Here is a 24,854-nt window from a genome sequence, read left to right as displayed (position 1 = left end):
ATAGCTTCATCTAGCTTTAAAGAAGGGTACCTAAATAAGGTGCCCTTTTTATTTTCTGTGAGAAAAATTTAGCCTATATAACACCATTATCGGGTGGCATTGTTTTATATGTTGAATTGTTCATATCGTAAGTAACTTCTTCTTTTAATTTAAATTACTTGAAAACAGACTTATTACTAATTAAGGGTCTTTGTAAATCACTGGTAATGATAATTGAAATGCAAATCATTTTTATTTAAACTATCTGTATGTGATTTATACAGGTAAGCATCATGTACATCTGCCTTTGTGAAGCCATTACTGATAAACAGATCAGAAATGCCGCAAGAAAATATCAAGTGACCTCGTTGAAGGGCCTACGGCAAATTTTGCCTGTAGGCTTAGAATGTGGAAAGTGTATTAGACAAACAAAGGCAATTTTATATGAAGAACAAATGATTTTTGAGGATGCGTGTGCCACTGAGGTTGCATAGTCTTTAATACCACTCAAATTTATTCCCTCGAAACCTACCATCTTTTGTTTAACAATATTTTTGTTTAAATGCATTGAGTGAAAATTATACTAACATCAATTTCAGTACTACACTTAAAAGACTGGAAGCGATGGAGGTAGAAATGAAAGGTGATAAAAAAATGATAGCCCACCTAAATAAACTACTGGGCAATGAGCTAGTTGCAATCAACCAATATTTTTTGCATGCACGTATGTTTAAAAATTGGGGACTTACCCGTCTCAATGAGATGGAATATCACGAATCAATCGATGAAATGAAACACGCAGATAAATATATAGAGCGAATTTTGTTTCTCGACGGTATTCCTAACTTACAAGACCTTGGCAAGTTAAATATCGGTGAAGATGTTGAAGAGATGTTGAAATCAGATTTGCAGCTTGAAATCGATGGAGCAAAGAATCTAAAAGAAGCTATTAAATATGCGGACTCGGTTCATGATTATGTCAGTCGAGATCTGATGATTGAAATTTTAGCTGATGAAGAAAACCATATTGATTGGATAGAAACCCAATTGGGGCTAATTAGCCGTTTGGGGCTCCAAAATTACCTACAAGCGCAGGTTAAAGAAGAATAACATAGTATTCCTACGGTCATTAACTAAGTAAATTTGTATAAAAAGCCCCCCAGTTATCTCTCTTTTCAAGATTGAGGGGGCTTTTCGATAATTCTCTTCAAAAAAAACGCACATATTTTCCTCGATTACTTGTGTTTCCCTATAATTTACGTATAATGCGCGGGCTTACTGATGAGTAAGCCCTATATTTTAGGACTGAAATATCAGTATTGAGTCAACGATTTGTTGCTCATTTAGACAATACTTCCGATTTGGAAGTTACATCAAGAACGATTACACTCTCCCATCAATCGAAATGGGTACGAGGAGTAATCATTTTACGTTTATAAATAGTTGGAGCTCTGGTCTCATGCAGAACCAAAGAATCCGTATCCGCCTGAAAGCTTTTGATCATCGTTTAATCGATCAATCAACTGCGGAAATCGTAGAGACTGCTAAGCGCACTGGTGCGCAAGTTCGTGGTCCTATCCCGCTGCCGACACGTAAAGAGCGTTTTACCGTTCTGATTTCTCCGCACGTTAACAAAGATGCGCGTGATCAGTACGAAATTCGCACTCACAAGCGTCTGGTTGACATCGTTGAGCCAACCGAAAAGACCGTTGATGCTCTGATGCGTCTGGACCTGGCTGCCGGCGTTGACGTGCAGATCAGCCTGGGTTAATCAGGTCGTCGAACGATTGAGAGGTTGAAACAATGAAAGGTTTAGTCGGTAAGAAAGTCGGTATGACTCGTATCTTCACTGAAGATGGCGTTTCTATACCTGTAACTGTTATCGAAATTGAAAATAACCGTGTTACTCAGGTTAAAACTGCAGAAACTGACGGTTATAATGCAATTCAGGTTACTACTGGTAGCAAAAAAGCTAATCGTGTAACTAAGCCTGAAGCAGGTCATTTCGCTAAAGCTGGCGTCGAAGCTGGCCGTATCCTGCGTGAATTCCGCATTGAAGATAGTGCAGAATACACAGTAGGTCAAAGCATTAGCGTTGAAATTTTCGCTGACGTTAAAAAAGTCGACGTTACTGGTACATCTAAAGGTAAAGGTTTTGCCGGCACAGTTAAGCGCTGGAATTTCCGTACTCAAGATGCTACTCACGGTAACTCCTTGTCTCACCGTGTTCCGGGTTCTATCGGTCAAAACCAGACTCCGGGCAAAGTGTTTAAAGGCAAGAAAATGGCAGGCCAACTGGGTAATGAGCGTGTAACCGTTCAAAGCTTAGATGTAGTACGTGTTGACGCTGAGCGCAACCTGCTGCTGGTCAAAGGTGCTGTTCCAGGAGCAACTGGTAGCAACCTGATCGTAAAACCGGCTGTCAAGGCTTAACGTCGAGGAGATAGGAATGGAATTGGTAATGAAAGACGCGCAAAGCGCGCTGACTGTTTCCGAAACTACCTTCGGGCGTGATTTCAATGAAGCGCTTGTTCACCAAGTAGTTGTTGCGTATGCAGCTGGTGCTCGTCAAGGTACTCGTGCTCAGAAAACTCGTGCTGAAGTTTCTGGTTCTGGTAAAAAACCATGGCGTCAAAAAGGTACTGGCCGTGCACGTTCTGGTTCAGTAAAGAGCCCAATTTGGCGCTCTGGTGGTGTTAGCTTCGCAGCTAAACCACAGGACCACAGTCAAAAAGTAAATAAGAAGATGTACCGTGGTGCTTTAAAAAGCATCCTCTCTGAGTTGGTACGTCAAGATCGTCTGATCGTTGTCGAGAAGTTCTCTGTTGAAGCACCTAAAACTAAGTTGCTGGCACAGAAACTGAAAGATATGGCTCTGGAAGATGTTCTGATCATCACTGCTGAATTAGATGAAAATCTGTTTTTAGCAGCGCGCAACCTGTATAAGGTTGACGTTCGTGATGCAGCAGGTATTGATCCAGTTAGCCTGATCGCCTTCGACAAAGTGGTTATGACTGCTGATGCTGTGAAGCAAGTTGAGGAGATGCTGGCATGATCCGTGAAGAACGTCTGCTAAAAGTACTGCGCGCGCCGCATGTATCTGAAAAAGCTTCTACAGCGATGGAAAAAAGCAATACCATCGTTCTCAAAGTTGCGAAAGACGCGACTAAAGCAGAAATCAAAGCTGCTGTACAGAAACTGTTTGAAGTTGAAGTTGAAGGTGTTAACACTTTGCTGGTTAAAGGCAAAACTAAACGCCACGGTCAGCGTTTCGGTCGTCGTAGCGACTGGAAAAAAGCTTACGTCACGCTGAAAGAAGGCCAAAATTTGGACTTCATTAGCGGTGCTGAGTAAGTCGGAGGAGTAAAGAACAATGGCAGTTGTTAAATGTAAACCTACGTCTCCGGGCCGTCGCCACGTAGTTAAAGTGGTTAACCCTGAGCTGCATAAGGGTAAACCTTATGCTCCGCTGTTAGAAAAAAACAGCAAATCCGGTGGTCGTAACAACAATGGCCGTATCACTACCCGTCATATCGGTGGTGGCCATAAGCAGCATTATCGTTTAGTTGACTTCAAACGCAACAAAGACGGTGTTCCTGCAGTTGTTGAGCGTTTGGAGTATGATCCAAATCGTTCTGCGAACATTGCACTGGTTCTATATAAAGACGGTGAACGTCGTTATATTCTTGCACCAAAAGGCCTGAAAGCTGGCGACCAGATTCAATCTGGTGTTGATTCAGCAATCAAAGCTGGTAACGCACTGCCGATGCGCAACATCCCTGTTGGTTCTACAGTTCATAACATCGAACTGAAACCAGGTAAAGGTGGACAGTTAGCGCGTTCAGCAGGTACTTACGCTCAAATCGTTGCTCGTGATGGTGCTTATGTCACATTACGTCTGCGTTCTGGTGAAATGCGTAAAGTTTTAGCTGATTGCCGTGCAACTCTTGGTGAAGTTGGTAACGCTGAACATATGTTACGTGTTCTCGGTAAAGCTGGTGCTAGCCGCTGGCGTGGTGTTCGTCCTACCGTTCGCGGTACTGCGATGAACCCAGTAGACCATCCACATGGTGGTGGTGAAGGCCGTAACTTTGGTAAACACCCAGTAACACCATGGGGCGTTCAAACCAAAGGTAAGAAAACTCGTAGCAACAAGCGTACTGATCAATTCATCGTACGTCATCGTTCTAAAAAATAATTAGAGGATAAACCATGCCACGTTCTCTCAAGAAAGGTCCTTTTATTGACCTGCACTTGCTGAAGAAGGTAGAGAAAGCGGTGGAAAGCGGAGACAAGAAGCCTCTTAAGACTTGGTCCCGTCGTTCAACGATCTTTCCTAATATGATCGGATTGACCATCGCTGTCCATAATGGTCGTCAGCATGTTCCAGTTTTTGTAACCGACGAAATGGTTGGTCACAAACTGGGTGAATTCGCACCGACTCGCACTTATCGCGGCCACGCGGCAGATAAGAAAGCTAAGAAACGTTAAGGATAGGAGGAAGAGATGGAAACTTTAGCTATGCATCGCCACGCTCGTTCTTCTGCCCAGAAGGTTCGCTTAGTTGCCGACCTGATTCGCGGTAAGAAAGTGTCGCAAGCTCTGGAAATTCTGACCTACACCAACAAGAAAGCTGCTGGTTTAGTGAAGAAAGTACTTGAATCTGCAATTGCTAACGCAGAGCAAAACGATGGCGCTGACATTGATGACCTGAAAGTTGCGAAAATTTTCGTAGACGAAGGTCCAACCATGAAACGCATCATGCCGCGTGCGAAAGGCCGTGCAGATCGTATTCTTAAGCGCACCAGCCACATTACTGTGGTTGTGTCCGATCGCTGAGACTCTGGAGACTAGCAATGGGTCAGAAAGTACATCCTAATGGTATTCGCCTGGGTATTGTCAAACCTTGGAACTCTACCTGGTATGCGAACACCAATGAATTCGCTGACAACCTAGACAGCGATTTTAAAGTACGTCAGTACTTGAATAAAGAACTGGCAAAAGCGTCAATCTCTCGCATCGTTATCGAACGTCCTGCGAAAAGCATCCGTGTGACTATTCACACTGCTCGCCCAGGTATCGTTATCGGTAAGAAAGGTGAAGACGTTGAAAAACTGCGTAAAACAGTAGCGGATATCGCTGGTGTTCCTGCGCAAATCAATATCGCCGAAGTTCGTAAACCAGAACTAGACGCTAAATTAGTTGCTGACAGCATTTCTTCACAGCTGGAACGTCGTGTTATGTTCCGTCGTGCTATGAAGCGTGCAGTACAGAACGCAATGCGTCTGGGCGCTAAAGGTATTAAAGTTGAAGTCAGTGGCCGTTTAGGCGGTGCTGAAATCGCTCGTACCGAGTGGTATCGTGAAGGCCGTGTGCCACTGCACACATTACGTGCTGATATCGATTACAACACTTCAGAAGCGCACACCACTTACGGTGTTCTCGGCGTTAAGGTATGGATCTTCAAAGGTGAGATTCTGGGTGGTATGGCTGCTGTTGAACAAGCTGAGAAACCAGCTGCTCAACCTAAAAAGCAGCAGCGTAAAGGCCGCAAGTAAGGAGAGTCGCTGATGTTACAACCAAAGCGTACAAAATTCCGTAAGGTGCACAAAGGCCGCAACCGTGGTCTAGCGCAAGGTACGGATGTTAGCTTCGGCACTTTCGGTCTTAAAGCTGTTGGCCGTGGTCGTCTGACTGCACGTCAGATCGAAGCGGCACGTCGTGCTATGACCCGTGCTATTAAGCGTCAAGGTAAAATCTGGATCCGTGTGTTCCCAGACAAACCAATCACTGAGAAACCACTCGAAGTTCGTATGGGTAAAGGTAAAGGTAACGTAGAATATTGGGTTGCCTTAATCCAGCCTGGTAAAGTTCTATACGAAATGGACGGTGTGCCTGAAGAGCTGGCTCGTGAGGCATTCTCTTTGGCAGCAGCGAAACTGCCTATCAAAACCACCTTTGTAACTAAGACGGTGATGTAATGAAAGCACAAGAGCTGCGCGAAAAAAGCGTTGAAGAGCTGAATGCTGAACTTTTGAACCTGTTACGTGAACAATTTAATTTACGTATGCAGGCTGCAAGTGGTCAGCTGCAACAGTCTCATCTGTTGAAACAAGTGCGTCGCGATATCGCACGTGTGAAGACTTTACTGACTGAGAAGGCAGGTGCGTAATGAGCGATAAAATCCGTACTCTGCAAGGTCGTGTAGTTAGCGATAAAATGGAGAAATCTATTGTTGTTGCTATCGAGCGTATGGTGAAACACCCTCTGTATGGTAAATTCATCCGTCGTACGACTAAATTGCACGTACATGACGAGAACAATGAATGTGGAATCGGTGACGTGGTAGAAATCCGCGAAACTCGTCCACTGTCTAAGACTAAGTCTTGGGCCTTAGTTCGCGTTGTAGAAAAAGCTGTTCTGTAATAGAATAACTTTTCCTGATGAATAAACGGCTCTTTTTTGACTGAGCCGTTTATTTTTTTCTGTCCAACACGATGATGTGGTGTTATAATGCCGCGCCCTCGTAGTATGGGTATATTTGAACGGCCTCTTCATAATGAGGTGGCTCAGTAGTAGTTGACATTTAGCGGAGCACTAAAATGATCCAAGAACAGACTATGCTGAACGTGGCCGACAACTCCGGTGCACGTCGCGTAATGTGTATCAAGGTTCTAGGTGGCTCGCACCGTCGCTATGCACATGTAGGCGACATCATTAAAATTACTGTTAAAGAAGCAATTCCACGCGGTAAAGTTAAAAAGGGTGATGTCCTGAAAGCGGTAGTGGTGCGCACCAAGAAGGGTGTACGTCGCCCTGACGGTTCTGTCATTCGCTTCGATGGTAATGCTTGTGTGTTATTAAATAACAACAGCGAGCAAGTAATCGGTACGCGTATTTTTGGGCCGGTAACTCGTGAACTTCGTAATGAGAAGTTTATGAAAATTATCTCTCTGGCACCTGAAGTACTCTAAGGAGCGAACTATGGCAGCGAAAATCCGTCGTGATGACGAAGTTATCGTGCTAACTGGGAAAGACAAAGGTAAGCGCGGTAAAGTAAAACAGGTTATTTCTTCTAGTAAAGTTATCGTTGAAGGTATCAATCTGGTTAAAAAACATCAGAAGCCTGTACCGGCTCTGAACCAACCAGGTGGCATCGTTGAAAAAGAAGCGGCTATTCAAGTTTCTAACGTTGCAATCTTTAACGCGGCAACTGGCAAGGCTGACCGTGTAGGCTTTAGATTCGAAGACGGCAAAAAAGTCCGTTTCTTCAAGTCTAACAGTGAAACTATCAAGTAATTTTTGGAGTATACGATGGCGAAACTGCATGATTACTATAAAGACGAAGTAGTTAATAAGCTCATGACTGAGTTTAATTACACTTCTGTCATGCAAGTCCCTCGGGTCGAGAAGATCACCCTGAATATGGGTGTTGGTGAAGCGATTGCTGATAAAAAACTGCTGGATAACGCAGCAGCTGATTTAACAGCGATCTCAGGTCAAAAACCTTTGATCACCAAAGCACGCAAATCTGTTGCAGGCTTCAAAATCCGTCAGGGCTATCCAATCGGCTGTAAAGTAACCCTGCGTGGCGAACGCATGTGGGAGTTCCTTGAGCGTCTGATTTCTATTGCTGTACCACGTATTCGTGACTTCCGTGGCTTGCCCGCTAAGTCTTTCGATGGTCGCGGTAACTACAGCATGGGTGTTCGTGAACAAATCATCTTCCCTGAAATCGATTACGATAAAGTGGATCGCGTACGTGGTTTAGATATTACTATCACCACTACTGCGAAATCAGATGACGAAGGTCGCGCACTGTTAGCAGCGTTCAACTTCCCGTTCCGCAAGTAAGGCAGGGTACTCATGGCTAAGAAATCTATGAAAGCGCGTGATGTTAAACGTGCTAAATTAGCTGAGAAATTCTTCGCAAAACGCGTAGAACTGAAAGCTATCATCTCTGATGTTAAAGCATCTGATGAAGATCGCTGGGACGCTGTTCTCAAGCTGCAAACACTGCCACGTGATTCAAGTCCTTCTCGTCAGCGTAATCGCTGCCGTCAAACAGGGCGTCCGCACGGTTTCCTGCGGAAGTTTGGTCTGAGCCGTATTAAAGTCCGTGAAGCCGCTATGCGCGGTGAAATCCCGGGCCTTAAAAAGGCAAGTTGGTAATTCCATTTGAATCACGGGAGTAAAGACAGATGAGCATGCAAGATCCCATCGCGGATATGCTGACCCGTATCCGTAACGGTCAGGCCGCGAACAAAGTTGCGGTCACCATGCCTTCCTCCAAGCTGAAAGTGGCAATTGCCAAAGTGCTGAAGGAAGAAGGTTATATTGAAGATTTTAAAATTGAAGGCGACATCAAGCCAGAACTGGAACTGACTTTACGTTATTTCCAAGGTAAGGCTGTTGTAGAAAGCATTCAGCGTGTAAGCCGCCCAAGTCTGCGCATCTATAAGAAAAAAGATGAGCTGCCACAAGTTATGGCTGGTTTAGGTATCGCTGTTATTTCTACCTCTAAAGGTGTCATGACTGATCGTGCAGCTCGCCAAGCTGGTCTTGGTGGCGAGATTCTCTGCTACGTAGCTTAATTCGGGAGGAAAGAATGTCTCGTGTGGCAAAAGCACCCGTCGTCATTCCTGCCGGCGTAGAGGTAAAACTCAACGGTCAGGTTATTTCGATTAAGGGTAAAAACGGCGAGCTTACTCGTACTATCCATAATGCAGTTGAAGTTAAAAACGAAGACAACCAACTGACTTTCGCTCCTCGTGAAGGTTTTGAAGATGCATGGGCACAAGCGGGTACGACTCGTTCACTGTGCAATGCAATGGTTGTTGGTGTTACCGAAGGCTTCACTAAAAAGCTTCAACTGGTCGGTGTTGGTTACCGTGCAGCAATCAAAGGCAATGCTGTAAGCTTGTCTTTAGGTTTTTCGCATCCGGTTGAACACGCACTGCCAGCAGGCATTACTGCTGAATGCCCAACACAAACTGAAATCGTACTGAAAGGTGCGGATAAGCAAGTGATTGGTCAAGTTGCAGCAGAACTGCGTGCTTACCGTCGTCCTGAGCCTTATAAAGGTAAAGGTGTTCGTTACGCCGATGAAATCGTGCGTACCAAAGAGGCTAAGAAGAAGTAAGGTAACACTATGGATAAGAAAGCAGCTCGTATCCGTCGTGCGACCCGCGCACGCCGTAAGATCCAAGAGTTGGGTGCGACTCGCCTGGTGGTACATCGTACTCCACGCCATATTTATGCGCAGGTTATCGCACCGAACGGTTCTGAAACATTGGTTGCAGCTTCTACTACAGAAAAAGCTATCAATGAACAAGTTAAGTTTACTGGAAACAAAGACGCAGCAGCAATTGTTGGTAAGTTAGTTGCTGAACGCGCACTGGAAAAAGGCATCACTGTTGTTGCTTTTGACCGTTCTGGTTTCCAATATCATGGTAGAGTCCAGGCACTGGCAGATGCTGCCCGTGAAGCTGGCCTTCAGTTCTAAGGTAGAGGTGTAAGATGTCTCACATCGAAAAACAAGCTGGCGAACTGCAGGAAAAGCTGATCGCGGTAAACCGCGTAGCAAAAACCGTTAAAGGTGGCCGTATTTTCAGCTTTACCGCACTGACTGTAGTTGGTGATGGTAACGGTCGCGTTGGTTTTGGCTACGGCAAAGCGCGCGAAGTTCCGGCAGCAATCCAGAAAGCGATGGAAAAAGCCCGTCGCAGTATGAAAACCGTTGCTCTAAACAACGGCACATTGTTCCACCCTGTGAAAGGTACACACACTGGTTCTCGTGTGTTTATGCAACCTGCTCACGAAGGTACCGGTATCATTGCCGGCGGTGCAATGCGTGCTGTTTTAGAAGTAGCTGGAGTTCGCAACGTACTGGCTAAAACCTATGGTTCCACAAACCCAATCAACGTGGTTCGTGCAACACTGGATGCTTTAGACAGCATGAAGTCTCCAGAAATGGTCGCAGCTAAGCGTGGAAAATCCGTCGAAGAAATTCTGGGGTAATCGGCTATGGCTAAGACTATTAAAATTACACAAGTTCGCAGTTCAATCGGTCGTCTGCCTAAGCATAAGGCAACACTGGTCGGTTTAGGTCTGCGTCGCATTGGTCATACAGTAGAGCGCGAGGATACTCCTGCTGTACGTGGTATGGTCAACTTGGTTTCCTACATGGTTAAAGTTGAGGAGTAAGAGATGCGTTTAAATACTCTGTCTCCGGCTGAAGGTGCCAAGCACGCGCCTAAACGCGTAGGTCGTGGTATCGGTTCTGGTCTGGGTAAAACCGGCGGCCGTGGTCACAAAGGTCAGAAATCTCGTTCTGGCGGTGGCGTACGTCGTGGTTTCGAAGGTGGCCAGATGCCTTTATACCGTCGTTTGCCGAAATTCGGCTTCACTTCACGTAAAGCAATGATCACTGCAGAGATTCGTCTGTCTGATTTTGCTGCTGTTGAAGGCGATGTTATTGATCTGAACGCACTGAAAGCCGCGAACGTTGTTGGCATCCAGATTGAATACGCTAAAGTTATTCTGTCTGGCGAAGTGAACCGTGCAGTTACTGTACGTGGCCTTCGTGTTACTAAAGGTGCTCGCGCTGCAATCGAAGCTGCCGGCGGTAAAATTGAGGAATAAGTGACAGATGGCTAAACAACCAGGATTAGATTTTCAAAGTGCCAAAGGTGGAGCTGGCGAACTTAAACGCAGACTTTTGTTTGTAATTGGTGCGCTAATTGTTTTCCGAATTGGTTCTTTTATTCCAATCCCTGGTATTGATGCCACTGTGCTTGCCAAATTGCTCGAACAGCAACAAGGCACCATCATTGAAATGTTTAACATGTTCTCTGGTGGTGCTCTTAGCCGTGCTTCTATCTTTGCTTTGGGTATCATGCCGTATATTTCGGCATCGATTATTATCCAATTATTATCTGTGGTTAATCCACGATTAGCAGAGATCAAGAAGGAAGGAGAAGCAGGTCGTCGGAAGATAAGCCAATATACTCGCTGGGGTACTCTGGTATTAGCAATATTCCAATCTATTGGTATTGCAATGGGTCTACCGAATATGCCAGGGATGCAAGGGTTAGTTATTGATCCAGGCCTCCCGTTCTACTTTACGGCAGTTGTTAGCTTAGTCACAGGAACAATGTTCCTAATGTGGTTGGGTGAACAGATAACTGAAAGAGGTATCGGTAACGGTATTTCTATCATTATCTTCGCTGGTATTGTTGCGGGATTACCGCCGGCCATTGGCCATACCATCGAGCAAGCTCGGCAGGGCGATCTGCACTTCCTCCTGTTGCTGTTGGTTGCGGTGTTAGTATTCGCGGTTACTTTCTTTGTTGTGTTTATGGAACGTGGACAACGCCGAATCGTCGTTAACTACGCTAAACGTCAGCAAGGTCGCCGTGTTTATGCAGCACAAAGTACACATTTACCGTTAAAAGTGAATATGGCGGGTGTAATTCCTGCAATTTTTGCTTCCAGTATCATACTATTCCCGGGTACAATAGCATCTTGGTTTGGTGATGGAACTGGCTGGGACTGGCTGACGACTATTTCTATGTATTTGCAGCCTGGTCAACCGTTATATGTGCTACTTTATGCATCTGCGATCATCTTCTTCTGTTTCTTCTATACGGCGTTGGTTTTCAACCCAAGAGAAACGGCAGATAACCTGAAGAAGTCCGGTGCATTTGTACCAGGAATTCGTCCGGGAGAGCAAACGGCCAAGTACATTGATAAGGTAATGACTCGCTTAACACTAGTTGGCGCATTATATATTACCTTCATCTGCCTAATCCCGGAGTTCATGCGTGACGCAATGAAAGTACCTTTCTATTTTGGTGGTACTTCCCTCTTAATCGTGGTTGTCGTTATCATGGACTTTATGGCTCAAGTGCAAACTCTAATGATGTCAAGTCAGTATGAGTCTGCATTGAAGAAAGCAAACCTGAAAGGTAAGTAATCACTTAGTGTGGTTATGGTTTGCTTAGAAGTTACGGAGAGTAAAAATGAAAGTTCGTGCTTCCGTCAAGAAATTATGCCGTAACTGCAAAATTATTCGTCGCAATGGTAGCGTTCGTGTAATTTGCAGTGTTGAACCAAGACATAAACAACGTCAAGGTTAAGAAAAAGCATTTTTTTCTTGCAAAGTTGGGTTGAGCTGGCTAAATTAGCCAGCCAATCTTTTTTATCTAAGATACATTATTGTTTGAGTATCCTGAAAACGGGCTTTTCAGCACAGTAATGTATATTTTAACTTAGGAGTGCATAGTGGCCCGTATAGCAGGCATTAACATTCCTGATCATAAACATACCGTAATCGCTTTAACATCGATTTTCGGCATCGGCAAGACCCGTTCACAGGCTATCTGTGAAGCAACTGGTATTGCTGAAAATGTTAAGATCAGTGAGCTGTCTGAAGAACAAATCGACAAGCTGCGTGACGAAGTTGCTAAATACGTTGTAGAAGGTGACTTACGTCGTGAAATTACCCTGAGCATCAAGCGTCTGATGGACCTTGGATGTTACCGTGGTTTACGTCATCGTCGTGGTCTTCCTGTACGCGGACAGCGTACTAAGACTAACGCTCGTACCCGTAAGGGTCCGCGTAAGCCGATCAAGAAATAAGTCGGGGTATTGAATAATGGCAAAAGCACCAATTCGTGCACGTAAGCGTGTAAGAAAACAAGTCTCAGACGGTGTGGCTCATATCCATGCTTCTTTCAACAACACAATCGTTACTATTACTGACCGTCAAGGTAACGCATTAGGTTGGGCAACTGCCGGTGGTTCCGGTTTCCGTGGTTCTCGCAAATCTACTCCGTTCGCAGCTCAGGTTGCAGCAGAGCGTTGCGCAGAAGCTGTGAAAGAATACGGAATCAAAAACCTGGAAGTTATGGTTAAGGGACCGGGTCCGGGTCGCGAATCAACAATTCGTGCTCTGAACGCCGCTGGTTTCCGCATCACTAATATTACTGATGTGACTCCTATCCCTCATAACGGTTGTCGCCCACCGAAAAAACGTCGCGTTTAATACGTTTCGTTTTTTTTAGGACTGTTGGAGAAAGAAAATGGCTAGATATTTGGGTCCTAAGCTCAAGCTGAGCCGTCGCGAAGGAACAGACCTCTTCCTGAAGTCTGGTGTTCGCGCGATTGACACCAAGTGTAAATTAGAACAGGCTCCAGGCCAGCACGGTGCGCGTAAACCGCGTCTGTCTGACTATGGCGTCCAGTTACGTGAAAAACAAAAAGTTCGTCGTATCTACGGTGTTCTGGAACGTCAATTCCGTAACTATTACAAAGAAGCAACACGTCTGAAAGGCAACACAGGTGAAAACCTGCTGACTTTGCTTGAAGGTCGTCTTGATAACGTCGTTTACCGTATGGGCTTTGGCGCAACTCGCGCAGAAGCACGTCAAATGGTTAGCCATAAAGCTATCATGGTAAATGGCCGTGTAGTTAATATCGCTTCTTATCAGGTTTCCCCGAATGACGTTATCAGCGTTCGTGAGAAAGCTAAAAAACAGTCTCGTATTAAGGCTGCTTTAGAGCTGGCTGAACAGCGTGAGAAGCCAACTTGGCTGGAAGTTGATGCTGCTAAAATGGAAGGTGTGTTCAAACGTATTCCTGAACGTACTGACTTGTCTGCGGACATTAACGAACACCTGATCGTCGAGCTTTACTCCAAGTAAAGCTTAGCACCAAAGAGAGGACACAATGCAGGGTTCTGTGACAGAGTTTCTAAAACCGCGCCTGGTAGATATCGAGCAAGTGAGTTCGACGCACGCTAAGGTGACCCTTGAGCCTTTAGAGCGTGGCTTTGGCCATACTCTTGGTAACGCACTGCGCCGTATTCTGCTTTCGTCTATGCCGGGTTGTGCGGTGACAGAGGTTGAGATTGATGGTGTACTGCATGAGTACAGCACCAAAGAAGGTGTACAGGAAGATATCCTGGAGATTCTCCTCAACCTGAAAGGGCTGGCGGTAAAAGTTCAGGGGAAAGATGAAGTTATTTTAACCTTGAATAAATCTGGCATTGGCCCTGTGACTGCAGCCGACATCATCCATGATGGTGATGTCGAAATCGTCAAGCCACAGCACATCATCTGCCACCTTACTGACGAAAGCGCATCTATTAATATGCGAATTAAAGTACAGCGTGGTCGTGGTTATGTGCCGGCTTCTGCCCGAGTTCATTCGGAAGAAGATGAGCGCCCAATCGGTCGTTTGTTAGTCGATGCTTGCTACAGCCCAGTAGAGCGTATTGCCTACAATGTTGAAGCAGCTCGTGTTGAGCAACGTACAGACTTGGATAAGTTAGTTATTGAAATGGAAACTAACGGTACAATCGATCCTGAAGAGGCGATTCGCCGTGCGGCAACCATTCTGGCTGAACAACTTGAAGCTTTTGTTGACTTACGTGATGTTCGTCAGCCTGAAGTTAAAGAAGAAAAACCAGAATTCGATCCTATCTTATTGCGCCCAGTTGACGATCTGGAATTGACTGTCCGCTCTGCTAACTGCCTCAAAGCAGAAGCTATCCACTACATCGGTGATCTGGTACAGCGTACAGAAGTTGAGTTGCTCAAAACTCCGAACCTTGGTAAGAAATCTCTTACTGAAATTAAGGACGTCTTGGCATCTCGTGGTCTTTCTCTGGGCATGCGTCTAGAAAATTGGCCACCAGCAAGTATTGCTGATGATTAAGATCACAGGTTAAGGTTTTACTGAGAAGGATAAGGTCATGCGCCATCGTAAGAGTGGTCGTCAATTGAACCGCAACAGCAGCCACCGCCAAGCTATGTTCCGTAACATGGCAGGTTCTTTAGTTCGTCATGAGATCATCAAGACGACTCTGCCTAAAGCGAAAGAACTGCGTCGCGTCGTTGAGCCGCTGATTACTCTTGCCAAGACCGACAGCGTAGCTAATCGTCGTCTGGCATTCGCACGTACTCGTGATAACGAGATCGTTGCAAAATTATTTAATGAACTGGGACCTCGTTTTGCAGCTCGTGCAGGTGGTTACACTCGTATTCTTAAGTGTGGCTACCGTACAGGTGACAACGCTCCGATGGCTTACATCGAGCTTGTTGACCGTGCTGTTGAGTCTCAAGAAGCAGCAGCAGAGTAATCTGCCGTCGCTTTCAAGAAAACCGGGTATATTTGCCCGGTTTTTTTGTACCTGCTATTCTTATCTTTCCAAATAATTTTTTCCCTTGAATTTTTCGTGATTAACCCTTACTTACAGGTGAGTACGATGAGCATGTATAAGATAGGTGAAATTGCTAGGCTCGCAGATGTGACGCCTGATACGATCCGTTTTTATGAAAAACAAGGTTTGATGGGGCATAAAGAGAGAACTGAAGGTGGGTATCGGTTATTTACTGAGAAAGACCTCCAGCGATTACGTTTTATTCGTTATGCAAAGCAGCTAGGCTTTACTTTAGAAGCTATCACTGAACTGCTTTCAATTCGAGTGGATCCAGAACATCATACCTGTCAAGAATCTAAACAGATTGTTGATCTCAGATTACTTGAAGTTGAAAAAAAGATACAAGAGCTTATTATTATGCGTGATTCACTGAAAATGTTAAGCTCGGCATGTTGTGGTGAAGAACATGCGACAACCTATTGCTCTATTATGGAGATATTAGAAAAAGGGGCGTCTAAAGTTTATTAATTCTATAATCTGTTAACTATATAAAGGTATGTTATGAGCAAATATCAACATAAACGTGGTGAGATTAAAGATAATGCGATTGAAGCATTACTCCATGACCCACTATTTCGTCAAAGAGTTGAAAAAAATAAAAAAGGGAAAGGAAGTTATACAAGAAAGGAAAAGAATAAGAATTCAGTTAATTGGGAGGCCAGTGGTAATAGGGTTATTTACTTATTACCACTGGCCTTTTAGTTAATTTTTATTTTGTTCTTTTAAAAGATCACGTATTTCTGATAACAGGACTTCTTCTTTAGATGGTGGAGCTGGTTCAGCTGGTGCTGCTTCTTTTTCACGGCGAACTTTATTCATGATCTTAATTGCCATAAAGATAGCGAATGCAACAATAACGAAGTCAAAAACGGTTTGTATAAACATACCATAATTTAGTACTACTGCAGGTAAATCCCCTTGTGCTTCCTTTAATACCACGCTGAATGATTTGAAATCAACACCTCCGATCAGTAAACCTAGCGGAGGCATGATGATATCAGCAACTAATGAAGATACAATTTTACCAAATGCAGCACCAATAATAATACCAACTGCCATATCCACTACATTGCCCTTCATAGCAAATTCGCGGAAATCTTTTAAAAAGCTCATTAGACGACCCCTTAATAAATAATTCAATTGAAACAAAACATGTATTAGGTTAACAAATTATAGTCGCTAAAATTATTAAGCTACAAATATTTACTATGTTTATTTTTATAAGAAGAATGGACTTGGTTGGAATAATTTTTCAACTTCGGGTACATATTTTTTATCTGTAATAAACATAATGACATGGTCGCCTTGTTCAATGGTATGGTAATCACTAGCTATAATGACTTCTTCTTCACGAACAATTGCACCAATAATAGTTCCTGGAGGAAGTTTAATTTCAGATATTTTTTTACCAACCACTTTTGACGTATTTTCATCACCGTGTGCAATTGCTTCAATAGCTTCCGCTACGCCTCTTCTTAAAGATGAAACATTGACTATATCCGCTTTTCTAACATGGCTTAATAAAGCAGAAATTGTTGCCTGTTGAGGTGAAATCGCAATATCAATTACCCCTCCTTGAACGAGTTCAACATATGCAGAGCGTTGTATAAGGACCATTGCTTTTTTAGCGCCCATTTTTTTTGCTAACATTGCAGACATAATATTAGCTTCATCATCATTTGTTAGGGCAATAAAAACATCCATTTGCTCAATATGTTCTTCTGTGAGTAACTCTTGGTCGGATGCATCGCCATAAAATACAATGGTATCATGCAGTAACTCAGCAAGTTCTGTTGCGCGCTTCTGGTTGCGCTCAATAAGTTTCACGCTGTAATCTTTTTCTAGTCGCCTTGCTAGGCCGGCTCCGACGTTACCACCACCCACTATCATCAAACGTTTGTAGGGTTTTTCTAGTCTTTGCAGCTCACTCATTACAGCTCGGATATGTTGCGTTGAAGCAACAAAAAAAACCTCATCACCTGCTTCAATGATTGTTGAGCCTTGTGGGCGAATAGGCCTATCTTGGCGGAAAATAGCGACAACACGAGTATCAATATGTGGCATGTGTTCGCGCAAGCTCGATAGCGCATTACCAACGAGTGAACCGCCGTAATAAGCTTTTACAGCAACTATGCTGACTTTGCCTTCTGCAAAGTTTACAACCTGAAGCGCGCCAGGGTATTGAATTAATTTATAGATATAGTCGATAACTAATTGTTCTGGCGATATTAAATAGTCAATCGGGATTTGTTCAGGTAGAAACAATTTGTCGGCTTCACGGATATATTCAGTCGCCCTGATACGCGCTATCTTATTTGGGGTATTAAATAGGCTATACGCAATTTGGCAAGCAATCATGTTAGTTTCATCGGAATTGGTGACCGCTACCAACATATCCGCATCTTCTGCGCCTGCATCTCGAAGCACTCTAGGGTGAGAACCATGACCATTTACCACTCGAAGATCGAATTGATCCTGTAATTGACGTAACCGATCAGCATCGGTATCAACGACGGTAATATCATTGTTCTCATCAACTAAATTTTCAGCAAGTGTTCCGCCAACTTGCCCAGCACCTAGAATAATGATCTTCATTACATCTTCCTATATCAGAGAGCTGGCTACAATTTACTACACTTTTTTGACTAAGCGTGCATAAAAGAAACCATCACCACCATGAGTACTTGGTAATACTTGTAACCCAGCATCGGTTCCATCATTTAGACTGGCATCATTATGTTTAGATAGGAAATATTGTATTTGCTTTCCATTTTCTTCGGGCATAATTGAGCAAGTCGCATAGACTAGCGTGCCGCCCGGTTTTAAATAAGGCCAGATAGCTTCAAGAATTTGAGCTTGTAGCTGCGCTAATTCATTTATGTCTGAGTCACGACGTAGCCATTTGATATCAGGATGACGCCTAATAACGCCTGTAGCAGAACAAGGAGCATCAAGTAAAATACGATCAAATCGCTGATCTTTAGCCCATGTTTCGGGGAGTGTACCGTCTCCTTGTATAACAACAGCGTGTTGCTTAAGGCGAATCAGATTTTCTTTTACTCTTTTAAGGCGATGTTCATCGATATCTACAGCAATAACATTCGCTTTAGGAGCTAGCTCCAAAATATGGGTTGTTTTTCCACCGGGTGCAGCACATAAATCTAAAATACTTTCCCCATTTTGAGGTTCTAGCAATTCAGCACAGCCTTGAGCCGAGACATCTTGTACTGTAGACCAGCCATCTTCAAAGCCCGGAAGACGAGATACTGCGGTGGGTTCATCTAACCGAATAGCATTTGGGTGTAAAGGGTGCAAATGTGCGGTTATCTCAGACTGCTCTAATAAGTTGAGATACTGTGCAGCAGTGTGATGTTGAGAATTTACTCTTAACCACATAGGTGGTCGTTGGTTATTTGCCTCAATAATAGATTGCCAATCATCTGGATAGGCTGTTTGTAGGCGTTTTAATAACCAGCTCGGATGCAAATATTGGCTAGTGTTGTTAGCTATTCTCTCTTCTAGCTGTGCTTGCTGGCGCTGAAATGAACGTAACACGCCATTAATAAGCCCTTTTAATTGGGGCTTTTTCAGTGCAACCGCTCCATCTACTGTTTCAGCTAATGCCGCATGAGGGGGAATGCGAGTATAAAGGAGCTGGTAGATACCAACCATGATTAAGTAATGTAGAATTCTTTGTTTACCCGTTAATGGTTTTTCCATTAGCTGGTTAATAAACCATTCAAGCTTAGGTAAATAACGTAGAACACCAAAGCAAATTTCTTGTAATAATGCTTTGTCTTTATCATTGATATTACGCTGTAAGTCAGGCAGTACAGTACTTAATGATTGGCCATTATCAAGGACTTGGTTAATTGCTGTTGCCGCAATACTGCGTAAATTATATGTATTTTTCATATAGAGAAGATGAATTCATTAGTGACTGAAATAAAACAGCCTGAAGGCATCAGGCTGTTTACAAGTTCGTTATGCTAGAATTTGCTCTGGGATAAACCATTCGCGACGAGAGTTTAGGATATCTTGTGCACTCATTGCTTTCTTGCCAGGCGGTTGTAGCTGAGTAATATTTAGTATGCCATTTCCTGTGGCAATGGATATACCTTTTTTATCAGCGCTAATAATTGTTCCTGGTTGCTTATCATGGGCTTCTGTGAGTACTTCAGCTTGCCAAACTTTAATGAGTTGTTCTTCAACCATGAAATAGCTCATTGGCCAAGGATTGAAAGCACGAATGCAACGCTCAATATGTACAGCATCATCTTGCCAATTAATACGAGCTTCTTCTTTCGATAATTTTTCTGCGTAATTTGCTAATGACCCGTCTTGTTTTTCAGCAATGCATTGGCCTGAAGATAGCATTTCAACAGTATGAATTAATGCTTCAGGGCCTGTTATTGCTAATTTATCATATAACGAGGCGCTAGTATCATTAGGGGTAATTGGACAGATTGCTTTGTAAAGCATGTCACCAGTATCTAAACCTGCGTCCATTTGCATAATAGTCACACCAGTTTCCGTATCACCAGCCCAAATAGAACGTTGAATAGGTGCAGCTCCTCTCCAGCGAGGCAGTAAAGAGCCGTGAACATTCAAGCAACCTAAGCGAGGGATATCGAGAACTGCTTGCGGTAAAATCAAACCGTAGGCAACAACTATCATTAGGTCAGCATTTTGGTTTTTTATCCACTGCTGGTTTTCGCTATCCTTAAGAGAAACTGGCTGAAAAACAGGTAGTTGGTGTTCTTCAGCGAGAACCTTGACAGGACTCGGTGTTAACTTTTTGCCTCTTCCAGCAGGTTTGTCATGGCGAGTGAGGACGCCAACGACTTTGTGTCTGGTATCTAAGAGAGCGGCTAAGTGTTTGGCCGCAAAATCTGGTGTACCCGCAAAAATAATTTTCAATGGCTCTGACACGTTAATTTCCCTATTTATATGTAGCGAATTAGCTATTTTTGGCTTCTTTTGCTCTTAGTCTGTCTAATTTTTCAACTTTCTGGCGGATGCGCTGACGTTTTAAAGGTGATAAGTAGTCGACAAATAGCTTACCAACAAGGTGGTCCATTTCATGTTGGATACAGATAGCTAATAAACCATCAGCCTCTAGTTCAAAAGACTCACCGTTATAGTTTAGTGCGCGAACTTTTACTTGTTCAGCGCGAGGGACGAAACCATGTTGTTCTGGAATAGATAAGCAACCTTCTTCGATACCCGTTTCCCCAGATTTATCAAGTAATTCAGGGTTAATAAGAACCAAACGCTCATCACGGGTTTCGGACACATCAATGACGATGATTCTCTGATGGATATCGACTTGTGTTGCTGCAAGGCCAATACCTTCTTCTTCATACATGGTATCGAACATATCATCAACGATACGCTGTATAGAAGCATCAACTTTGTCTACTGGCTTAGCGATTGTGCGTAAGCGTTCGTCTGGGTAATGTAATACGTTTAAGACTGACATAAATTTTTCGAGCGGTTTCCAAAATGTGAAAGGGAATTAATGACTATTCTAGACATTTCTCCTTCATATTGACAGTATTGGTTACGATTTGTTCACTAAATAACCTATCTGTTAATGAGTCAGGATGACAATAATGAATACCCAAGAGATTTGGTTAAGGATGTCGCAGGTTAAAAGGCTATTACCTTTACATGCAGTAAGAATAATTAATGAGCTAAAACAATTAAATAAAATTAGTTATCAGGCCTTACATCATCATGGCTTGAATGAAATACAACAATTACAATTTATGAATGTGTCCATGCACCGGCTTGAGAAAGTACAGGCATGGCTTTCAAATAAACATCATCAAATGGTTACTTTTTGTGACCCGCATTACCCTTTTTTATTAAAGCAAATCTACCGCCCCCCTCTTTTATTTTTTGTCGTGGGCAAAAGTGAATTATTGGTAACACCCCAAATTGCTATAGTCGGAAGTCGTAGAGCAAGTGAATACGGCAGAACATGGACTAACCTATTTGTAAAGAGTTTCGTGCGCCATGGTATAACTATCACAAGTGGGCTTGCATTAGGTATTGACGGTATAAGTCATAAAGCTGCTCTTGATAATCGAGGTGAGACAATTGCGGTTTTAGGTAGCGGATTAGCGAATATTTACCCGCGACAACATACTGAATTAGCTGAAAAAATCAAAAGCTATGGTGCTTTGGTTTCAGAATATTGGCCAGATGCACCGCCATTACCTAAGCAATTTCCCAAGAGAAACCGTATTATTAGTGGGTTAAGTAAAGCAGTTATTGTCATCGAAGCAGGAATGAAAAGTGGCTCACTGATAACTGCTAGATATGCATTAGAGCAAAACCGTGATTTATTTACATTACCTGCTCCATTGGGCAATCCTGCATTTCATGGTAACCATTGGCTATTACAGCAAGGAGCTTATCTATTAGCTGAACCTGAGGATGTTTTGCAGCATATCGGTGATGGGTTAAATTGGATACAAACAGAATTACCTATAGAAGAGACACCACTTGAGTTTAATGTGGTAGAAAATAAAATTTTAGGTATGGTGGGGTACCAAGCGACACCAGTAGATGTCATTGCAGAACAAACCCAAATTCCAGTTACTCAAATTATTACCATATTAACTGAGATGGAAATTAATGGGGTAGTTAGCTCGGGGGCTGGTGGGTATACCAGATTAACTTAGTTAAAAGCAACAGTAGAGAAAAACATGTCTAAGCAACTGCCCTTCGATACAGAAAAAAATGAACATTGTCCAGAATGCGATTCTTTGCTTGTTATTCGCAATAGTTCACATGGGCCGTTTTTAGGCTGTTCAAGTTATCCACAATGTCATTATATGAGGCCGCTAAGGCCTACGGTAGAAAGTCATATTGTTAAAGTATTAGAAGGTCAACATTGTCCGAAATGCAATTATGACTTAGTGCTGAAACAAGGGCGATTTGGCATGTTTATTGGGTGTAGTAATTATCCTGAATGTGAACACATTGAGCTAATTGATAAACCGGATGAAACTAAAATTTCGTGCCCGCAATGCCAAAAAGGGAATTTATTACAGAGAAAATCACGTTTCGGTAAGACTTTTTATGCTTGCGATAATTACCCTAACTGTCAGTTTATATTAAATAATAAGCCTATTACTGGTAAATGTGAGTATTGTGAGTATCCATTACTTATGGAAAAAAGGGGGGGACAGGGAGTAAGATTATTTTGTGCCAGCAAACGCTGCGGTAAGCAACAAGAAGAACAATGAGTTAAAACTATGTCAAATATATCTACACCTGCAATTGAAAGTATCATAAGTTCATTACAGCACGAGGAGGTTATAGCCTACCCAACAGAAGCAGTATTTGGACTAGGCTGTGACCCTGATAGCGAAACGGCAGTACGTAAGTTATTAGAATTGAAGCAACGCCCTTGGGAAAAAGGATTAATCCTTATCGCTGATAGTTACGAACAATTAAAAAACTATATAGATGATGAGCAGTTAACGGAAGATCAGAAACAAGCGATGTTTGCAACATGGCCGGGGCCAGTAACATGGGTGATCCCCGCAAAAGTAACGACGCCAAAATGGTTGACTGGTCAGTTTGATACCATCGCAGTGCGAGTTACAGACCATGAATTAGTAAAAAATTTGTGTCGTCATTATGGCAAGCCTCTGGTATCTACAAGTGCTAATTTAAGTGGATTAGAGCCATGTAGAACAACGGAAGAAGTTATGGAGCAGTTTGATGGAAGTATTCCTGTCCTTGATGGAATAGTTGGTGGCCGTCAAAATCCATCTGAAATAAGAGATGCCAAAACCGGGCAGTTATATCGTAAAGGATAATATACTATGGAAATGTTTGCGGTTTTTGGTAATCCAATTCAACACAGTAAATCACCTGTTATACATAAAATGTTTGCAGAGCAAACAGGGATTGCCCTTGAATATGAAAAAATTCTAGCGCCTGTAGAGGGATTCGAACAAAGCCTAATAGGTTTTTTTTCACAAGGTGGAAAGGGCGCAAACATTACATTGCCATTTAAAGAGCGTGCTTTTCAGGTTGTTTCTGAATTAACGACAAGAGCTCAAACTTGTGGTGCAGTTAATACGGTTATGAAGCTTGATGATAATCGATTGCTGGGGGACAACACAGATGGAATGGGGCTTTTGTTAGATTTGCAACGTTTAAAGTTTATTCATCCAAATAGCCGAATATTAATGATTGGTGCTGGTGGTGCGACACGTGGAGCATTATTGCCACTTTTAGAATATGGTTGTGATATCACTTTGGCGAATAGAACCTTTTCTAAGGTTGAATTATTAGTTAATGAATTTTCAGCACTAGGTAAAATGTGTGGGAAAGAGATCTCACAGATCGTATCTGCTGATTTTGATCTGGTCATCAATGCGACTTCATCTGGTGTAAGTGGAGAGGTTCCTGCAATCAATCCAAATGTGTTTAGCGATCAAGTTGCATGCTATGACATGTTTTATCAATCATCATTAACGCCCTTCCTTGAGTTTGCGACTCAACATCAAGTGACTAAAATAGCCGATGGCCTAGGTATGCTAGTAGGGCAAGCCGCGTTTTCTTTTAAACTATGGCATGGCATTCTTCCCGAAATCGCACCTGTTCTATCTACCTTATATAAGGAATTGAAAGGATGAATCAGCAGATTCAATTTCCTGATAGAGAAGTGTGGGATGAGCTATCCAAACAAGTACGTTTTCCTGTATTGATCAGCGGAATGCTTGCTGAATGTGCAATTCCTCAGTCATTGTTATTTCAACGTTATGGTAAAGAAGAAACGCCTCTGAGGTTATTTCAGCAATATCGATGGGATATAGAAGAAGAGTTTGAAGCCTTGATTGAACAAGGCCTCGATAGTGAAGATGGGCTTTACGTATTATCAGAAGCTAAATAGTTATTTTTCCATTCAACATAGTTATTCGCTGAATAACGTAAATGGCCTAACTCAGCATCAGTCAATTTTCGTATGGCTTTTGCTGGGCTCCCTGTATATAAGTAACCGGCTTCGAGCCTTTTTCCTTGTGTCACTAAACTATTAGCTCCAATAATAACATCATCCTCGACTATAGCCCCATCAATGACAATTGAACCCATTCCCACGAGAACTCTATTTCCTATGGTGCAGCCATGTAACATAACTTTATGGCCAATGGTGACATCTTCTCCAATGATTAACGGGTTCCCCTCTGGATTACTTGCCGACTTATGTGTGACATGTAGAACTGAGCCATCTTGAATATTGGTGCGCGCGCCAATAGAAATATAGTTAACATCACCACGCAAAACACTGAGAGGCCAAATACTGACATCATCAGCTACGCGAACATCCCCAATTACAACTGAAGATGGGTCAATGAAAACGCGTGCATTAATCGAAGGGTAAATACCTAAATAAGGACGTAAAAGTGTATTCATAGTGATAACCGTAAAAAGAAATAAAGGATAGCTGTTAAATAACTCGTTAGTTCATTATGAATTTATGAGCCAAGTAGGTTGCTAAAGCTAGAATTATAGTCATGAAGTCGTTCTTTTTATAATCGTTATGCAGTGAAAAAGTACAAGGTGGCTATTTTATCCGCAAACGGAGTTTTTTTTTAAAAAAAAGGTTGTGTAATTCTGAAGG

Annotated in this window: 43 protein-coding genes; 37 read left to right on the top strand and 6 right to left on the bottom strand. The window is 42.9% G+C overall.

What is annotated here, in order from left to right:
* Window positions 1-272: 272 nt before the first annotated feature.
* The 32 genes from bfd (at window position 273) to PR809_RS19325 (ending at window position 15,907) form a co-directional block, all read left to right on the top strand.
* Window positions 273-473 (top strand): bacterioferritin-associated ferredoxin, encoded by a 201-nt coding sequence (gene bfd, locus PR809_RS19480; RefSeq protein ID WP_004265412.1) that lies wholly within the window; start codon window positions 273-275, stop codon window positions 471-473.
* A gap of 142 nt (window positions 474-615) precedes the next feature.
* Entirely contained in the window at window positions 616-1,089 is a 474-nt protein-coding gene (gene bfr, locus PR809_RS19475) for a bacterioferritin (RefSeq protein ID WP_102140604.1), read from the top strand.
* A gap of 349 nt (window positions 1,090-1,438) precedes the next feature.
* Window positions 1,439-1,750: a 30S ribosomal protein S10 gene (gene rpsJ / locus PR809_RS19470; protein ID WP_001181005.1), complete on the top strand. Its 312-nt coding sequence runs from the start codon at window positions 1,439-1,441 to the stop codon at window positions 1,748-1,750.
* 32 nt (window positions 1,751-1,782) lie between these two features.
* Window positions 1,783-2,412 (top strand): 50S ribosomal protein L3, encoded by a 630-nt coding sequence (gene rplC / locus PR809_RS19465; RefSeq protein WP_004265414.1) that lies wholly within the window; start codon window positions 1,783-1,785, stop codon window positions 2,410-2,412.
* 16 nt (window positions 2,413-2,428) lie between these two features.
* A complete protein-coding gene (gene rplD / locus PR809_RS19460; protein WP_004265418.1) occupies window positions 2,429-3,034 on the top strand; it encodes a 50S ribosomal protein L4 in 606 nt (201 codons plus the stop codon).
* Window positions 3,031-3,333 carry a 50S ribosomal protein L23 gene (gene rplW / locus PR809_RS19455; RefSeq protein WP_004265420.1) on the top strand — a complete coding sequence of 101 codons (303 nt, stop codon included), beginning with the start codon at window positions 3,031-3,033 and terminating at the stop codon, window positions 3,331-3,333. Before rplD ends, rplW begins: the two co-directional genes overlap by 4 nt.
* A 19-nt stretch (window positions 3,334-3,352) precedes the next feature.
* Window positions 3,353-4,177, top strand: coding sequence for a 50S ribosomal protein L2 (gene rplB, locus PR809_RS19450; protein WP_004265422.1), 825 nt, complete (start codon window positions 3,353-3,355; stop codon window positions 4,175-4,177).
* 14 nt (window positions 4,178-4,191) lie between these two features.
* Complete coding sequence (gene rpsS / locus PR809_RS19445) at window positions 4,192-4,470, top strand: 30S ribosomal protein S19 (protein WP_004265426.1); 279 nt, start codon at window positions 4,192-4,194, stop codon at window positions 4,468-4,470.
* A gap of 15 nt (window positions 4,471-4,485) precedes the next feature.
* A complete protein-coding gene (gene rplV / locus PR809_RS19440; protein WP_004265430.1) occupies window positions 4,486-4,818 on the top strand; it encodes a 50S ribosomal protein L22 in 333 nt (110 codons plus the stop codon).
* A gap of 17 nt (window positions 4,819-4,835) precedes the next feature.
* Window positions 4,836-5,537, top strand: a complete 702-nt coding sequence (rpsC, locus tag PR809_RS19435; RefSeq protein WP_004907131.1) for a 30S ribosomal protein S3 — start codon at window positions 4,836-4,838, stop codon at window positions 5,535-5,537.
* A gap of 12 nt (window positions 5,538-5,549) precedes the next feature.
* Window positions 5,550-5,960, top strand: coding sequence for a 50S ribosomal protein L16 (gene rplP, locus PR809_RS19430; RefSeq protein WP_004265436.1), 411 nt, complete (start codon window positions 5,550-5,552; stop codon window positions 5,958-5,960).
* The gene (rpmC, locus tag PR809_RS19425; protein ID WP_004265442.1) at window positions 5,960-6,151 is read left to right on the top strand and encodes a 50S ribosomal protein L29; all 192 of its coding nucleotides are present in this window, start codon (window positions 5,960-5,962) and stop codon (window positions 6,149-6,151) included. Before rplP ends, rpmC begins: the two co-directional genes overlap by 1 nt.
* Complete coding sequence (rpsQ, locus tag PR809_RS19420) at window positions 6,151-6,405, top strand: 30S ribosomal protein S17 (protein ID WP_042847566.1); 255 nt, start codon at window positions 6,151-6,153, stop codon at window positions 6,403-6,405. The genes rpmC and rpsQ overlap by 1 nt, the downstream gene beginning before the upstream one ends.
* 176 nt (window positions 6,406-6,581) lie before the next feature.
* Window positions 6,582-6,953 carry a 50S ribosomal protein L14 gene (rplN, locus tag PR809_RS19415; RefSeq protein WP_004265449.1) on the top strand — a complete coding sequence of 124 codons (372 nt, stop codon included), beginning with the start codon at window positions 6,582-6,584 and terminating at the stop codon, window positions 6,951-6,953.
* Window positions 6,954-6,963: 10 nt separating this feature from the next.
* Entirely contained in the window at window positions 6,964-7,278 is a 315-nt protein-coding gene (gene rplX, locus PR809_RS19410) for a 50S ribosomal protein L24 (RefSeq protein ID WP_004265452.1), read from the top strand.
* 15 nt (window positions 7,279-7,293) lie between these two features.
* The gene (gene rplE / locus PR809_RS19405; RefSeq protein ID WP_006816328.1) at window positions 7,294-7,833 is read left to right on the top strand and encodes a 50S ribosomal protein L5; all 540 of its coding nucleotides are present in this window, start codon (window positions 7,294-7,296) and stop codon (window positions 7,831-7,833) included.
* A gap of 12 nt (window positions 7,834-7,845) precedes the next feature.
* The gene (gene rpsN / locus PR809_RS19400) at window positions 7,846-8,151 is read left to right on the top strand and encodes a 30S ribosomal protein S14 (RefSeq protein WP_004265458.1); all 306 of its coding nucleotides are present in this window, start codon (window positions 7,846-7,848) and stop codon (window positions 8,149-8,151) included.
* 29 nt (window positions 8,152-8,180) lie between these two features.
* Window positions 8,181-8,573 (top strand): 30S ribosomal protein S8, encoded by a 393-nt coding sequence (rpsH, locus tag PR809_RS19395; RefSeq protein WP_042847562.1) that lies wholly within the window; start codon window positions 8,181-8,183, stop codon window positions 8,571-8,573.
* A 14-nt stretch (window positions 8,574-8,587) separates the two neighbouring features.
* Window positions 8,588-9,121, top strand: coding sequence for a 50S ribosomal protein L6 (rplF, locus tag PR809_RS19390; protein ID WP_102140605.1), 534 nt, complete (start codon window positions 8,588-8,590; stop codon window positions 9,119-9,121).
* A 9-nt stretch (window positions 9,122-9,130) separates the two neighbouring features.
* A complete protein-coding gene (rplR, locus tag PR809_RS19385; RefSeq protein ID WP_004907138.1) occupies window positions 9,131-9,484 on the top strand; it encodes a 50S ribosomal protein L18 in 354 nt (117 codons plus the stop codon).
* Window positions 9,485-9,498: 14 nt separating this feature from the next.
* Entirely contained in the window at window positions 9,499-9,999 is a 501-nt protein-coding gene (rpsE, locus tag PR809_RS19380; protein ID WP_006657022.1) for a 30S ribosomal protein S5, read from the top strand.
* Between the two features lie 6 nt (window positions 10,000-10,005).
* Window positions 10,006-10,185 carry a 50S ribosomal protein L30 gene (gene rpmD / locus PR809_RS19375; RefSeq protein WP_004265475.1) on the top strand — a complete coding sequence of 60 codons (180 nt, stop codon included), beginning with the start codon at window positions 10,006-10,008 and terminating at the stop codon, window positions 10,183-10,185.
* 3 nt (window positions 10,186-10,188) lie between these two features.
* On the top strand, window positions 10,189-10,623 hold the full coding sequence (rplO, locus tag PR809_RS19370) for a 50S ribosomal protein L15 (protein ID WP_004265478.1): 435 nt from the start codon (window positions 10,189-10,191) through the stop codon (window positions 10,621-10,623).
* Window positions 10,624-10,630: 7 nt separating this feature from the next.
* On the top strand, window positions 10,631-11,956 hold the full coding sequence (gene secY, locus PR809_RS19365; RefSeq protein WP_004265481.1) for a preprotein translocase subunit SecY: 1,326 nt from the start codon (window positions 10,631-10,633) through the stop codon (window positions 11,954-11,956).
* A gap of 46 nt (window positions 11,957-12,002) precedes the next feature.
* Window positions 12,003-12,119, top strand: a complete 117-nt coding sequence (gene rpmJ / locus PR809_RS19360; protein ID WP_004265484.1) for a 50S ribosomal protein L36 — start codon at window positions 12,003-12,005, stop codon at window positions 12,117-12,119.
* Between the two features lie 145 nt (window positions 12,120-12,264).
* Window positions 12,265-12,621, top strand: coding sequence for a 30S ribosomal protein S13 (rpsM, locus tag PR809_RS19355; RefSeq protein ID WP_004907144.1), 357 nt, complete (start codon window positions 12,265-12,267; stop codon window positions 12,619-12,621).
* Window positions 12,622-12,637: 16 nt separating this feature from the next.
* Window positions 12,638-13,027: a 30S ribosomal protein S11 gene (gene rpsK, locus PR809_RS19350; RefSeq protein WP_002919257.1), complete on the top strand. Its 390-nt coding sequence runs from the start codon at window positions 12,638-12,640 to the stop codon at window positions 13,025-13,027.
* Between the two features lie 37 nt (window positions 13,028-13,064).
* Complete coding sequence (gene rpsD / locus PR809_RS19345) at window positions 13,065-13,685, top strand: 30S ribosomal protein S4 (RefSeq protein ID WP_004265487.1); 621 nt, start codon at window positions 13,065-13,067, stop codon at window positions 13,683-13,685.
* Between the two features lie 25 nt (window positions 13,686-13,710).
* Entirely contained in the window at window positions 13,711-14,700 is a 990-nt protein-coding gene (locus PR809_RS19340; RefSeq protein WP_004265491.1) for a DNA-directed RNA polymerase subunit alpha, read from the top strand.
* A 37-nt stretch (window positions 14,701-14,737) separates the two neighbouring features.
* A complete protein-coding gene (gene rplQ / locus PR809_RS19335; protein ID WP_004907152.1) occupies window positions 14,738-15,124 on the top strand; it encodes a 50S ribosomal protein L17 in 387 nt (128 codons plus the stop codon).
* 132 nt (window positions 15,125-15,256) lie between these two features.
* Window positions 15,257-15,673: a Zn(2+)-responsive transcriptional regulator gene (gene zntR / locus PR809_RS19330; RefSeq protein WP_102140615.1), complete on the top strand. Its 417-nt coding sequence runs from the start codon at window positions 15,257-15,259 to the stop codon at window positions 15,671-15,673.
* 33 nt (window positions 15,674-15,706) lie between these two features.
* Window positions 15,707-15,907 (top strand): alternative ribosome-rescue factor A, encoded by a 201-nt coding sequence (locus PR809_RS19325; protein WP_442959987.1) that lies wholly within the window; start codon window positions 15,707-15,709, stop codon window positions 15,905-15,907.
* Here the strand turns inward: PR809_RS19325 and mscL are convergent, their stop codons facing one another.
* The 5 genes from mscL to def form a co-directional block, all read right to left on the bottom strand.
* Window positions 15,908-16,318 (bottom strand): large-conductance mechanosensitive channel protein MscL, encoded by a 411-nt coding sequence (gene mscL, locus PR809_RS19320; RefSeq protein ID WP_102140606.1) that lies wholly within the window; start codon window positions 16,316-16,318, stop codon window positions 15,908-15,910.
* Window positions 16,319-16,423: 105 nt separating this feature from the next.
* A complete protein-coding gene (gene trkA / locus PR809_RS19315) occupies window positions 16,424-17,800 on the bottom strand; it encodes a Trk system potassium transporter TrkA (RefSeq protein ID WP_102140607.1) in 1,377 nt (458 codons plus the stop codon).
* A 36-nt stretch (window positions 17,801-17,836) separates the two neighbouring features.
* Window positions 17,837-19,120, bottom strand: a complete 1,284-nt coding sequence (gene rsmB, locus PR809_RS19310) for a 16S rRNA (cytosine(967)-C(5))-methyltransferase RsmB (RefSeq protein ID WP_102140608.1) — start codon at window positions 19,118-19,120, stop codon at window positions 17,837-17,839.
* 69 nt (window positions 19,121-19,189) lie between these two features.
* Window positions 19,190-20,137, bottom strand: coding sequence for a methionyl-tRNA formyltransferase (gene fmt, locus PR809_RS19305; protein WP_166268289.1), 948 nt, complete (start codon window positions 20,135-20,137; stop codon window positions 19,190-19,192).
* A gap of 28 nt (window positions 20,138-20,165) precedes the next feature.
* Window positions 20,166-20,687 (bottom strand): peptide deformylase, encoded by a 522-nt coding sequence (gene def, locus PR809_RS19300; RefSeq protein WP_004907170.1) that lies wholly within the window; start codon window positions 20,685-20,687, stop codon window positions 20,166-20,168.
* Between the two features lie 133 nt (window positions 20,688-20,820).
* On the opposite strand from def, the gene dprA reads away from it, so the two are divergent.
* Genes dprA through PR809_RS19275 form a run of 5 tightly spaced genes read left to right on the top strand, consistent with a single transcriptional unit; the run spans window position 20,821 to window position 24,125 of the window.
* Window positions 20,821-21,897, top strand: coding sequence for a DNA-processing protein DprA (dprA, locus tag PR809_RS19295; RefSeq protein ID WP_206276762.1), 1,077 nt, complete (start codon window positions 20,821-20,823; stop codon window positions 21,895-21,897).
* A gap of 24 nt (window positions 21,898-21,921) precedes the next feature.
* A complete protein-coding gene (locus PR809_RS19290; RefSeq protein WP_102140610.1) occupies window positions 21,922-22,464 on the top strand; it encodes a DNA topoisomerase family protein in 543 nt (180 codons plus the stop codon).
* A gap of 9 nt (window positions 22,465-22,473) precedes the next feature.
* Window positions 22,474-23,043 (top strand): L-threonylcarbamoyladenylate synthase type 1 TsaC, encoded by a 570-nt coding sequence (tsaC, locus tag PR809_RS19285; RefSeq protein WP_102140611.1) that lies wholly within the window; start codon window positions 22,474-22,476, stop codon window positions 23,041-23,043.
* 6 nt (window positions 23,044-23,049) lie between these two features.
* On the top strand, window positions 23,050-23,868 hold the full coding sequence (gene aroE, locus PR809_RS19280) for a shikimate dehydrogenase (protein WP_102140612.1): 819 nt from the start codon (window positions 23,050-23,052) through the stop codon (window positions 23,866-23,868).
* On the top strand, window positions 23,865-24,125 hold the full coding sequence (locus PR809_RS19275; protein WP_206276761.1) for a DUF1488 domain-containing protein: 261 nt from the start codon (window positions 23,865-23,867) through the stop codon (window positions 24,123-24,125). The genes aroE and PR809_RS19275 overlap by 4 nt, the downstream gene beginning before the upstream one ends.
* On the opposite strand, the gene PR809_RS19270 is transcribed toward PR809_RS19275, so the two are convergent.
* Window positions 24,101-24,646, bottom strand: a complete 546-nt coding sequence (locus PR809_RS19270) for a gamma carbonic anhydrase family protein (RefSeq protein WP_206276760.1) — start codon at window positions 24,644-24,646, stop codon at window positions 24,101-24,103. The genes PR809_RS19275 and PR809_RS19270 overlap by 25 nt on opposite strands.
* Window positions 24,647-24,854: the final 208 nt, after the last annotated feature.

Source organism: Providencia sp. PROV201 (assembly GCF_028479545.1).
Taxonomy (GTDB): domain Bacteria; phylum Pseudomonadota; class Gammaproteobacteria; order Enterobacterales; family Enterobacteriaceae; genus Providencia; species Providencia huaxiensis.
This window is presented reverse-complemented; position numbering and strand designations above follow the sequence as displayed.

Excerpts from the sequence above, each read along its gene's own strand:
- rplR (WP_004907138.1), top strand. The coding sequence starts at position 9,131 with ATGGATAAGAAAGCAGCTCGTATCCGTCGTGCGACCCGCGCACGCCGT.
- bfr (WP_102140604.1), top strand. The coding sequence starts at position 616 with ATGAAAGGTGATAAAAAAATGATAGCCCACCTAAATAAACTACTGGGC.
- rpsK (WP_002919257.1), top strand. The coding sequence starts at position 12,638 with ATGGCAAAAGCACCAATTCGTGCACGTAAGCGTGTAAGAAAACAAGTC.
- rplV (WP_004265430.1), top strand. The coding sequence starts at position 4,486 with ATGGAAACTTTAGCTATGCATCGCCACGCTCGTTCTTCTGCCCAGAAG.
- PR809_RS19325 (WP_442959987.1), top strand. The coding sequence starts at position 15,707 with ATGAGCAAATATCAACATAAACGTGGTGAGATTAAAGATAATGCGATT.
- rplF (WP_102140605.1), top strand. The coding sequence starts at position 8,588 with ATGTCTCGTGTGGCAAAAGCACCCGTCGTCATTCCTGCCGGCGTAGAG.
- rplE (WP_006816328.1), top strand. The coding sequence starts at position 7,294 with ATGGCGAAACTGCATGATTACTATAAAGACGAAGTAGTTAATAAGCTC.
- rpsN (WP_004265458.1), top strand. The coding sequence starts at position 7,846 with ATGGCTAAGAAATCTATGAAAGCGCGTGATGTTAAACGTGCTAAATTA.
- bfd (WP_004265412.1), top strand. The coding sequence starts at position 273 with ATGTACATCTGCCTTTGTGAAGCCATTACTGATAAACAGATCAGAAAT.
- secY (WP_004265481.1), top strand. The coding sequence starts at position 10,631 with ATGGCTAAACAACCAGGATTAGATTTTCAAAGTGCCAAAGGTGGAGCT.
- rplN (WP_004265449.1), top strand. The coding sequence starts at position 6,582 with ATGATCCAAGAACAGACTATGCTGAACGTGGCCGACAACTCCGGTGCA.
- zntR (WP_102140615.1), top strand. The coding sequence starts at position 15,257 with ATGTATAAGATAGGTGAAATTGCTAGGCTCGCAGATGTGACGCCTGAT.
- rplW (WP_004265420.1), top strand. The coding sequence starts at position 3,031 with ATGATCCGTGAAGAACGTCTGCTAAAAGTACTGCGCGCGCCGCATGTA.
- aroE (WP_102140612.1), top strand. The coding sequence starts at position 23,050 with ATGGAAATGTTTGCGGTTTTTGGTAATCCAATTCAACACAGTAAATCA.
- rplQ (WP_004907152.1), top strand. The coding sequence starts at position 14,738 with ATGCGCCATCGTAAGAGTGGTCGTCAATTGAACCGCAACAGCAGCCAC.
- rpsD (WP_004265487.1), top strand. The coding sequence starts at position 13,065 with ATGGCTAGATATTTGGGTCCTAAGCTCAAGCTGAGCCGTCGCGAAGGA.
- rpmJ (WP_004265484.1), top strand. The coding sequence starts at position 12,003 with ATGAAAGTTCGTGCTTCCGTCAAGAAATTATGCCGTAACTGCAAAATT.
- rpsH (WP_042847562.1), top strand. The coding sequence starts at position 8,181 with ATGAGCATGCAAGATCCCATCGCGGATATGCTGACCCGTATCCGTAAC.
- PR809_RS19270 (WP_206276760.1), bottom strand. The coding sequence starts at position 24,646 with ATGAATACACTTTTACGTCCTTATTTAGGTATTTACCCTTCGATTAAT.
- rplB (WP_004265422.1), top strand. The coding sequence starts at position 3,353 with ATGGCAGTTGTTAAATGTAAACCTACGTCTCCGGGCCGTCGCCACGTA.
- rplD (WP_004265418.1), top strand. The coding sequence starts at position 2,429 with ATGGAATTGGTAATGAAAGACGCGCAAAGCGCGCTGACTGTTTCCGAA.
- rpsC (WP_004907131.1), top strand. The coding sequence starts at position 4,836 with ATGGGTCAGAAAGTACATCCTAATGGTATTCGCCTGGGTATTGTCAAA.
- rpmD (WP_004265475.1), top strand. The coding sequence starts at position 10,006 with ATGGCTAAGACTATTAAAATTACACAAGTTCGCAGTTCAATCGGTCGT.
- mscL (WP_102140606.1), bottom strand. The coding sequence starts at position 16,318 with ATGAGCTTTTTAAAAGATTTCCGCGAATTTGCTATGAAGGGCAATGTA.
- rpsS (WP_004265426.1), top strand. The coding sequence starts at position 4,192 with ATGCCACGTTCTCTCAAGAAAGGTCCTTTTATTGACCTGCACTTGCTG.
- trkA (WP_102140607.1), bottom strand. The coding sequence starts at position 17,800 with ATGAAGATCATTATTCTAGGTGCTGGGCAAGTTGGCGGAACACTTGCT.
- PR809_RS19290 (WP_102140610.1), top strand. The coding sequence starts at position 21,922 with ATGTCTAAGCAACTGCCCTTCGATACAGAAAAAAATGAACATTGTCCA.
- rsmB (WP_102140608.1), bottom strand. The coding sequence starts at position 19,120 with ATGAAAAATACATATAATTTACGCAGTATTGCGGCAACAGCAATTAAC.
- rpsQ (WP_042847566.1), top strand. The coding sequence starts at position 6,151 with ATGAGCGATAAAATCCGTACTCTGCAAGGTCGTGTAGTTAGCGATAAA.
- rpsJ (WP_001181005.1), top strand. The coding sequence starts at position 1,439 with ATGCAGAACCAAAGAATCCGTATCCGCCTGAAAGCTTTTGATCATCGT.
- rplO (WP_004265478.1), top strand. The coding sequence starts at position 10,189 with ATGCGTTTAAATACTCTGTCTCCGGCTGAAGGTGCCAAGCACGCGCCT.
- tsaC (WP_102140611.1), top strand. The coding sequence starts at position 22,474 with ATGTCAAATATATCTACACCTGCAATTGAAAGTATCATAAGTTCATTA.
- rplC (WP_004265414.1), top strand. The coding sequence starts at position 1,783 with ATGAAAGGTTTAGTCGGTAAGAAAGTCGGTATGACTCGTATCTTCACT.
- dprA (WP_206276762.1), top strand. The coding sequence starts at position 20,821 with ATGAATACCCAAGAGATTTGGTTAAGGATGTCGCAGGTTAAAAGGCTA.
- PR809_RS19340 (WP_004265491.1), top strand. The coding sequence starts at position 13,711 with ATGCAGGGTTCTGTGACAGAGTTTCTAAAACCGCGCCTGGTAGATATC.
- rplP (WP_004265436.1), top strand. The coding sequence starts at position 5,550 with ATGTTACAACCAAAGCGTACAAAATTCCGTAAGGTGCACAAAGGCCGC.
- rplX (WP_004265452.1), top strand. The coding sequence starts at position 6,964 with ATGGCAGCGAAAATCCGTCGTGATGACGAAGTTATCGTGCTAACTGGG.
- PR809_RS19275 (WP_206276761.1), top strand. The coding sequence starts at position 23,865 with ATGAATCAGCAGATTCAATTTCCTGATAGAGAAGTGTGGGATGAGCTA.
- rpmC (WP_004265442.1), top strand. The coding sequence starts at position 5,960 with ATGAAAGCACAAGAGCTGCGCGAAAAAAGCGTTGAAGAGCTGAATGCT.
- def (WP_004907170.1), bottom strand. The coding sequence starts at position 20,687 with ATGTCAGTCTTAAACGTATTACATTACCCAGACGAACGCTTACGCACA.
- rpsE (WP_006657022.1), top strand. The coding sequence starts at position 9,499 with ATGTCTCACATCGAAAAACAAGCTGGCGAACTGCAGGAAAAGCTGATC.